General features: G+C 44.6%; 2 protein-coding genes. Both read left to right on the top strand.

Annotation, left to right across the window (positions count from 1 at the left end):
- The first annotated feature begins 190 nt into the window (after positions 1-190).
- Complete coding sequence (locus tag Q0625_RS14165; RefSeq protein WP_298828662.1) at positions 191-5,155, top strand: DUF4132 domain-containing protein; 4,965 nt, start codon at positions 191-193, stop codon at positions 5,153-5,155.
- Positions 5,156-5,442: 287 nt separating this feature from the next.
- A partial coding sequence (locus tag Q0625_RS14160) for a hypothetical protein (RefSeq protein ID WP_298828659.1) occupies positions 5,443-9,974 on the top strand: 4,532 nt, incomplete at its 3' end.

Below are 9,974 nucleotides of genomic sequence, written 5' to 3'. Positions count from 1 at the left end.
TTCGTTGAAAAAGATAAAAATTGTCTATCAATCTGGAAAATGTCCTTTCTATAACACCTTGAGAATCATAAACTATCTCATTCCCCCTCTTGGAGGGGGGTAGGGGGGAGGTTTTGAAAATCAATAAGTTACAGAACTGGCGAAACTTAAATCACTAATCATTGACAATTAACTATTAACCATTAGTATCATGCTAAAAGACGAACAAGTAGCCCAATATTTGGCGCCCCATGAGCGGGAACCACTTAAGAAAGAGGCTTTTGCTTCTTTCTCCGAGCCCTACCAGCAGTTGGGTTTATGTATCAGTAATAATGTCACCTATAGAGAAGAGGAGCAATTCATAGCTAACTTTACCTCCTTTGGCTTTGCTGATAAGCTATGGGAAACAGCCGAAGGCAAGCGCTTGGCGCTCTTGCTTTTTGGAGAGATACAAGCGCCCTATATACAGCGTATCTGGGATGCTGTTTACAAATATCCCTATCAAACTAGTTGGAGCAGTCGTCCTTTCCGATCTCCTAACCCTGAGGACTATAGGGAGATGCAACTCAAGGTGCTTGAATGGAGCTGTAGGATCCGCAATATGGGCGTTGCTCTCCTGCCTGTGGAGGAACAGTTCCAATATGCCGTCTATAAGGGAGGTGCAACGGACTTCTTTGTTCAGGTACTTTCCGAGGATTTGGATAAGTACTACCCCTTGATAGAAGATATCTTTATGGGTGAGGACGAGATCGGGAAGGTATGTCCCTCCTTGATAGTTGCTGCCCTGATGGTGGAGGATACCCGCTACCATACTTTGGTGGAGAAGACCCTTTTGGCGGCGCAACTTCAGGAAGATCTTCGTCAGATAATCTTGGAATCCTTGGATGGAATAAGTGTACCTGTATTTCGGCACTTTATAGGAGTGATTTTAGAGCACAACCTCAATCGCTTTAGCAGTGTGGTACGAGCTGTGGATACTTGGTTTGGCTTTGGTTGGGAAGCACCCCAACAGTCGGTGGTCAAGCGTGCCTTGGAGCTAGCACAGGTCTATTTGGCTGATCTTGATAAGGCACGTGAAGCAGCCACTAGCAGTCAGGACAACCTGGAGCGCTATGTAGCCCTATGGGCGGTGGCGATCTACAATGTAGAGGAAGCCTTACACTTAGCCGTAGCGGCGCTGAACAATACCAAAACAAGCTATGAGGCTTGTGTGGTGGTACTCTACTTTATGCGCCAAACCCAAAAGAAGAGCGATGAACTCCTCTCCTTTGCCGAAAACTATTTTGGTATAGAACCCGCTTGGGATTACTGGATCTTGAAGAACCTACCAAAGGGCAAGCTCACCCCTGCCTTGTTTGACAAGGTACATGCCTCGGCTAAGAAGCTCCCTAAGGATGGTAAGAGTTTTGAGGGCGTAGGTTTCCGTTGGTTCAGTTTTACCATAAAGCCTTTGGATCTCTATCAGGCGATGCTCAAGGCGGCCAATGAGCAGCAACAACAGCTTCTCGCTACCGAACTGGCAGAAATTCCTGTAGATGCCCGCCATATCCTACTCGACGATATCTTCCCTGTGCTTTCTCGTGGGCGCTATAGCTATTATAGTGATGAGGAAAAGAACTTACCACCGGAGGACTACCCAGCCGACTCTTGGCAACGTACCTTGGTACGTACAGCGCTGAATGACAAGGGGCCTTATGTGGTGAGCAAAGCGATGGAGGTGCTCAAGAAAGTGTCTTTGGTGCAGGACGATATCCTCGCCATAGAGCAGGTACTCTCCCGCAAGAATAAGGAACAACGCAAGGAGAGCGTGGCCTTACTCGTTAAGCAACCCGAAGCAGTGCTTAAGGATAGCACCTCCCGTATGATTGTCTCCAAGAATGCCGACCAGCGATTGGCAGCCTTGGAAATCCTCTCCGTATTGCAGGAGGAAGAACGACTTGCTGACTATGTCACCGAGCAGGTGGAAGCCTATAAGGGGCGTAAGCTCTCCAAGAACGAGCAGGTGCTCATGGACAAGCTCACCTACAACCCCGAAACAGCCACTGAGCTTAGGTATGATCTTACCAACGGCTTTGGAGTGCTCAACTTGGACAACCTGACCTCTTTTGACCTACCCAAACCCCTCTTTGACAAGGAGCGCAAGGAGAAGAAGGGCGGTTTCCTCTTTGATAAGCTCGTCAATGTAGAGAAGATAGGGGAGGGGCTTAGCGAACTCTTAGCCCTATGGCGTGCCAATAAGGATTACGAATACCAATACGAAGGCTATCAGGGGGCTACCGAGACCACCCTCTTGGGCAATGACATCAGGTGTCTGCACAAAAGAAAGGAGGAAGATACCCCAATGGATAGATTGAGTGATCTGCCATTGGCCGACCTATGGAAAGGCTGGCACGCCAAATACCAGTTTACCGAGATAGAGTACTACTTTGCCAAGCGCTATTGCGGCCATCTCTACTATGAAAACCCCAAACCAAAGGGCTTAGACGCGTTCTTGGTTATGTACTACCCTGATTTCCCTGTACATTTTGAAGGACAAATTCATAGCTACCGCGGGGAAGCTCGTAAGGCAGAAGATTTATTAGGTTATCTTAAGGAAGCCTATAGTGAAGACAAAGCTCTTTTGGCAAACTTTAAGCGCTCCGTTTTTGAAGATGCCTTAGCGACTTTCCCCAAGGAAAAGCGCGGGGAGACTTTCAAGCGTGGTTATTCTTCCTTGGATTGGGATGATGTAGTGACGGATTATGCGGCTGTTGTTTATAATAGTGACTTCCTTCATTATACCGATGACCAGCTCTTTAGGCATTGGCAGTTGCTCTATTACCTATATATAGAATGGAAAAAAGGCTTAGATCCTGAAAAATGCACTCCCAAGGATGTCCTCCCTTATGTACGCAACTATGTACGCCGAGAGGAGCGCTTACCTGGTATCAACAATAATCTGCTACAGCTCACCCTGATGCTTTATAACAAGGGCAGGCTTACCACTGATGATCTCATCTTCTTCTGCTTGCTCAATAAGGAACTATTTGCTATGGCACAAGGAGCAGAAAATCACTTTAGCCGAGGATTGCCTAAGTGGATCAAGGATACGCTTACTTTCCCTGAAACCCTCTTGGAACAGGTCAAGACCCATATGCTCCAAGTAGAATTGCAGCGTGGTGACCTCCCTACCGATGCCTCCGTATATATCGGTTCGCTTAGTGAGATAGAGGGCGCTCAATACTTCTTTGAAGCCTTGGAACGTATGGGCAAGGAGCCTTTCGCTAAGGGCTATGGCAGTGGCACCAGCAAGCGTGCAACCTTTAGCCATATTTTGGAGGTGAGCCAGCCCAGTGCCACCGATACCTTTGCGGACTTCAAAAAACACTTGGACGAGGTAAAGCTCAGCAAGCAGCGCCTGGTGGAAGCGGCCTGCTATGCGCCGCACTGGACAGCGTGGTTGGGTGACTACCTCAAGATCAAGAGCTTCCGTGAAGCTATTTGGTGGTTTATTGCCCATACGACCGACTATATGGATGCAGAGAAAGAAACCATCGTCTCCCAATATTCTATTGTACCGAAGGATGACTTCCAACGAGGCGCTATCGATGTGGATTGGTACCAACGTGTTCATAAGGCGGTGGGCAAAGAAGGATGGAAGCTCATCCAAGAGTCCGCCAAGTATCTTTCTGATGGTATGGGCTATCGCCGTGTGAAGCTTTATTCTGCGGTACTTACAGGCGAAATTAAACTCACCGAAACTATTAAGAAAATTACCGAAAAGCGTGATAAGGACTATGTAATGGCCTTAGGTTTGGTGCCTATCAACAAGAAGAAAGTAGAAGAAGACTTAGTGAGTCGCTACAATCTCTTGCAAACTTTCCTCAAGGAAAGCAAGCAGTTCGGTCAGCAGCGCCAAGAGAGCGAGAAGAATGCGGTGGAGATAGGACTTGATAACCTCTCTCGTAATGCAGGCTATGAGGACAGTATCCGCTTTAGCTGGGCGATGGAAGCCAAGGCTACCCAACAGATTATGGAGAAATCTACCCTTGTTATAGATGACACTCAGCTCCAGTTGGTGGTTGATGAGGAGGGTAAGGCGGATATTATCGTTACCAAAGGCGACAAGACCCTCAAGTCTATCCCTGATAAGTATAAGAAGAACAAGGAAGTAGAAGCGCTCAAGGATAACAAAACCTACCTTACTAAGCAGTATAGCCGTACCCGCCTTTCTTTGGAACAAGCCATGCTTTCACAAACGCTCTTTACAGCCGCCGAATTGGCAAAAATCCTAGAGCACCCTGTGGTAAAGGCAATGCTTAGCAAGCTCGTACTCTTCAATCCTGAGACCCAAGCTTCCGGTTTTTGGCAAGACGGAAAGCTCTTAAGTGCAGAGGGAACACTCACACCACTTAAAGCAGCCGATAAGCTCCTGATAGCGCACCCAAGCCATTTGTTCTATGCGGTACAGTGGGATTTGTATCAGAAGTATCTCTTTGACAAGGAATTGAAACAACCTTTCAAGCAGGTATTCCGTGAACTCTATATCCCTACCAAGGACGAGCTAGAGACCAGCAACCGCAGTGAGCGCTACCAGGGTCACCAAGTACAGCCCCAAAAGACAGTGGCACTGCTTCGTAGTCGTGGCTGGACAGTCAATTATGAGGAAGGATTGCAAAGAGTGTATCATAAGGAAGGTTTCCGAGCTACTATCTATGCGGCTGCCGATTGGTATACGCCTTCGGAGGTGGAGGCGCCAACGCTAGAATATGTAGTCTTCTACAATCTCAAGGATGGTAAGGAAGTGCCAATGAAGGAGATTAATCCGGTAATCTTCAGCGAGGTGATGCGCGATGTGGATTTGGTAGTCAGTGTAGCTCATGTGGGTGGGGTTGATCCTGAAGCTAGCCACAGTACTATGCAGATGCGCGGCGCCTTGGCTCGTGAGAGTGCACGCCTCTTTAAGCTTGACAATGTGGAGGTCAAGGAGCGTTATATCTTAGTTAAGACCGAGCATGGTGATTATAGCCTACACCTCGGTAGTGGAATGATCAGTAAGAGCGGCTTACAAATCAATGTAGTGGCTGTACAGAGCCAACACCGAGGTCGTGTATTCTTACCTTTTGTAGATGATGATCCTAAGACAGCCGAGATTATCAGTAAGATGAAGCTCCTTTCCGAAGGAAAAATATACTAAGTGAAAAATGAAAAGTGAAGAGTGAAAAACGAACTCTTCACTTTTCTCTTTTCGTTATTCACTTAACGGTTGGTGCTTAAAAACGCACATTTCATGATATTTTTTCAAAAACTATTTTTTTATTAATTTTTTTTTATATCTTTGCTTTTGATAATAGGCAAGGACTATGAGCTTTGTAAGTGAGCATAGTCCTATATTTAATCATTTACTTAACAATAAGTTATGAACAAAAGTTGATAACTTATGTGAATAACTAAATTTTATAAGATAATCAAAAACAAACCATCATGAAAAGGTTTTTGTATTTTTTAGCCGTTTTGAGTATATGTTTTATCTCTACAAAGGTGTGGGGGCAGAGCTTAGGAAGAGATATCCTATTACGATGGGATAATAATGGGCAAGCTGTGAGAGGAGACTTTGTGCAGATAGGGAATCATGGGAACGGTTCTGCAACGTTAAAGATTTCGGGACATAGTTCATGCTTGCGGGTGAAGTGGGCAGGAATCTATTGGGCTTCTACAGGAGGAATGGGTAGACAAGGAGATAATAGTACCTATAATGCTACATTGAGATTGCCTAATGGGCAATCTGTACCTTTGAGAGCAGATGAACGTATGACTACAGTCTTTGGAGGTCATGAATTCTTATGGAACTCTTACAAAGATGTAACTTCTATAATACAAGGCTTAGGAGCAGGATTTAATAATGCAGAATACCAATTAACCTATTCTATAGGTGGTTGGAGTATTTGGAACTTAGTGGTGGTGTATGAGGATATCAATGCTAGTACTTCCAAGCGTGTTTATGTATATGATGGTTGTTTGCTTAATTTCTACAATTATAATGGTGTACAACATAAGACTATTCCTATTACAGGCTTTCAAACACCTCCTGCACCTGCTGCTGTTAAGGCAAGAATAGGGGTGTGTACAGGTGCTGGAAATATCAATTCTTATGATATCTTGGAAATTAATGGACATAAACAAGGACAAGGTTCTTATCCTAATGCCTATGAGGATTTTATGGATGCTTCTATCTCTTTTAACCATTCAGAAGCAGCTATGCCAAGAAACCCTGTAGTGGGTAGAGGTCAAGGATTTGCTGACTTGGACGTGTTTGATATTCCTAACCCTGGCAATACGGTGATTAAAAATGGAGATACTTCCTTAAATATTCATTTTGCAGCTGAGGATGCTTATATTACTTATACAGTTCCTTTTTCTGTGGATGCATTGGCTCCTCATGTGGAGACTCATAAGGAAGTATTAGGTCTGGAGGCAGGACAATGGAAAGATTTCACAGGTAAGACGACTGTCTTTGGTGAATCACTTAAGTATCGCCTCAAATTCCGTAATATAGGAAATGACAATGTACGGGATGCAGTACTAGAAGACTTATTACCTAAAGGGGTTACTTATGAAAACTTTGAAGCACTTCCTTCGGGGGTGACATTCGTATCAGCCACTCCTAACTATAATAATACAGGACGTACATTGGTGAAATTCAATATATCACCAAGCCTTTTACAGTATTCTCCCACAGCACCTTTCTCGGCGCCGATTACTATTAATGTAAAAGTACAGCCCGATTGTGCGAACCTTATAGATTTCTGTTCTAATGAGTTCAAGAATCAAGCCGAGATGGTCTATCATGCGGCTTTGGATAATAAAGAATATCGTACAGGCTCCTTCGCTAGCACTGGGGGCACTTGTGATCAAAACAATGAGAGTGCTACTACTTTTTTTGTTAAGGATGATACTTGTGCTACTCAGGACTTGCCTTACTGTGGGGGTATGACCCTTAAGGGAGGAGCTGGTTTTGGCTCTTGGAAATGGACAAAAGAGGGGCAGTCAGGCGTATTGGCTACCACTCAGGACTTGCCTATCTCCGCGCCAGGTACTTATATAGTGGAACGTACGCCACCTCCAGGTGGAAACCGTTGTAATAACAAGCTTACCATTAAGTATGTAGTAAGTGTTCGTACAGGGGAGAACCTACACCCTATGCGTAATGCACACTATGTAACCGAGCGCAAGACTTGTAATATCACAGGTATAGAATACCTTGGGGTAGGGGTGTGCGGTACCACTCAACAGTTGACCATTACTAATGGTTCACTCTCCGATGGTCAGGTGCTTTGGTATAGGTATAAAAACCAAAGAGCTGCTGCTGATTGTCCTCCTGAGGTAAATACACGTGGCATTCAGAACGATGCCAATTGGGAGCTCAAGGGTACAGGAAAGAACTTTGACCTGACACCTAACTTGGTTGATCCTAATGGCTCTGAGTTTGCTGTCCTCTTAAATTTCGCCAACTGTCCGACCACTTATCATTTCCGTGCCTATAAGGGGGAATTGGATTATCGCTTGGCTAAAGAAAATATTCTCTGTGGAAATGGTAAAATTAAGGTGTCCAATATTCCTACAGGAAGATACCAGTACAAGGTAGAAGGACCTGCAGGTTCTTCCTCCTATCAAGATATAGCAGCTAATACTACAGCTTTTGATATTCCTGTAACTCAAGGGGGACGCTATAAGATCTCCTTACGTGCTAAAGTAACAGAGTTCCAAGAAAATGTATGTGTATATACTAAAACGATAGATGTAGAGGCGGTGGCTGATAATGCAGTGATGACACTCACCCAAGTGGAGGAAGTCAAGTGTGTGAGCAGTAACCCTGCCACAGGAAAGATGCGTGTGGTGCTCAACTCCGACATAACACTTCCTGTACAAGTTACCGTTAAGAAAGGTACCCAGCAGATAACCTCCTATCGAGTAACCAATACTACGGAGATGAACTCTGACCTAATTCCTGCTGTGAAGAATGTACTCTATAGCTTATCCGCAGGAAATGATTACTCAGTAACAGTAACGCCTACTTATAAGTCAGGGTGTACTCCTACAATAAGTAACTTTGAAATCACCCAGATACCTGAGCTTAAGATTAATAATGCGTCAGCCAAGACCATTACCTGTGGTTTGAATAAGGTATTTACTATTACAGTGCAAGGAGGTAAGATCAACCCTATTGCAGGTCGTTACTCTTTTATTGTAAAGGATCAAGCAGGTGCCACCACTTATGAGGATGCAGAATCCTTTGAGAGTGAGGGTGGTACCCCTAATGTACAGACCTATACTCTTACAGTAAAGGATCCATGGGCAGGTCCCGGATCCAAGGTATATAAAATATATGTATATGACCAAAACAACTGTGAGGCTGCCAAAGAGGTTACCTATAACTACCAAGAAAAACCTGAGTTTAATCTCACTAAGGTAGTAGATGCTATCTGTGGTCCTTCCACAGGTTCGCTAAAGGTTAATATCACCAATAGCAATTTTAATGCAGCAGAGTATACCATAGTATATAAGTTGATCAAAAAGAACTCTGATGGTACTTGGCCTGATTGGAATAGTCCTCTCAAGAGTCAGGGAGACCCTACTTTCACGGGCTTAACCTCAGGGGACTATCGTGCCCGTATCTATTATACCAAGGGTACAGTAACATGTAACTATCCAGAGGATTGTATTACCTATAATGTACATGGAGGAGGTACACGTACTGAGTGTAACCCACCACATACCGATCCCAAGGAGCTTAAGATAGAAAATGGTGCAGGTCCTATCCGTGCTTTTGCGGGGGTAATACAGTTGCCATGTGAGAGTCCAACGAACTCAGCAGAGATTTTGGTAGCCAATGTATCGGGAGGAATGAATACTCAGTATGAGTATAAGTTGGATGGAGGTACTTGGGGAACTAACAAGCGTTTTCAGAATATTGCTCCTGGTACCCATACCGTATCGGTAAGGAACAAGGTTACTTCTGGACCTTATTGTGAATGGACACAGACCCTGCAAGTACCCGCACCTATTGCACGACCTACACTCACAGGAGCACTCAAGTATGATTGTGAGGGAAGGGCACGCATGGAGGTTACCACTGATAAGCCCAATTATAGCTATACAACAGTACATACCCCTACCCATGGGGCTAATGCGGCTGCCTTACCTACCACGCCACCGAACACAGCTACCTTTAATGCAGGTAGTGTAACCTCTGTGGATTTCCCTGATGTCTCAGGAGTACAGACGGTAAGGGTATTCTATAAGGAAACAGCTTCGCCTAATCCTATCATATTGTTAAAAGAGGATTTTGGACAGGGAGATAATACTTGTGATCCTAATGTATATTCCGCTTATGCTTGTAAAACAGATGGTAATATATATGATGGTGCTTATGTGATTGTTTCTCGTGATAATACCATCTTGCCTAATGGCTGTTGGACAACCCCTGTTGACCATACAGGTCTTACCAGAGGTCGTTACTTGGCTATGAACGTGGGAAGTATAGGTTATAACAAGCCTATTTATACGAAGGTGGCTAATGATGTGGATCCTAATCAGCCTATCAAGTTCAAGATGTATGTATACAATCTTTGTCATTGTACCTCTTGTGCACCACCTCTTTTCCAAATACGAGTAGTGGATCCAGTGACAGGAAATAACTTGGTACCCCCTTCGGCTACCAAAGCACCTCCTGTGAATGGGCATGACACTAATGCTTGGCATGAGTTCTCTGGAGAGTTACAAGCTCCAGGGGTAACCTCCTTGCGTATAGAGATTGTAAGTATGAGCCCCGCCACAGGTGGGAATGACCTTGCCTTGGATGACATCTATGTATACCAAGAACCTAAGGCTTGTGCTAGCAGTTATATAGATCTTAATGCAAACTTAGAAAGTAGTGCAAACAAGAAGCTTAAAATCACGGCTCTTACGGAGACTGAAGAGAGTTGTAATGGTAAGGATGATGGTAAGATAGAGGC

This window comes from uncultured Capnocytophaga sp. (genome assembly GCF_938029845.1).
In the GTDB taxonomy this organism is placed as follows: Bacteria; Bacteroidota; Bacteroidia; order Flavobacteriales; family Flavobacteriaceae; genus Capnocytophaga.
The sequence above is the reverse complement of the archived record's forward strand: the minus strand, read 5'-3'. Positions and strand labels throughout refer to the sequence as shown.

Excerpts from the sequence above, each read along its gene's own strand:
- Q0625_RS14165 (WP_298828662.1), top strand. The coding sequence starts at position 191 with ATGCTAAAAGACGAACAAGTAGCCCAATATTTGGCGCCCCATGAGCGG.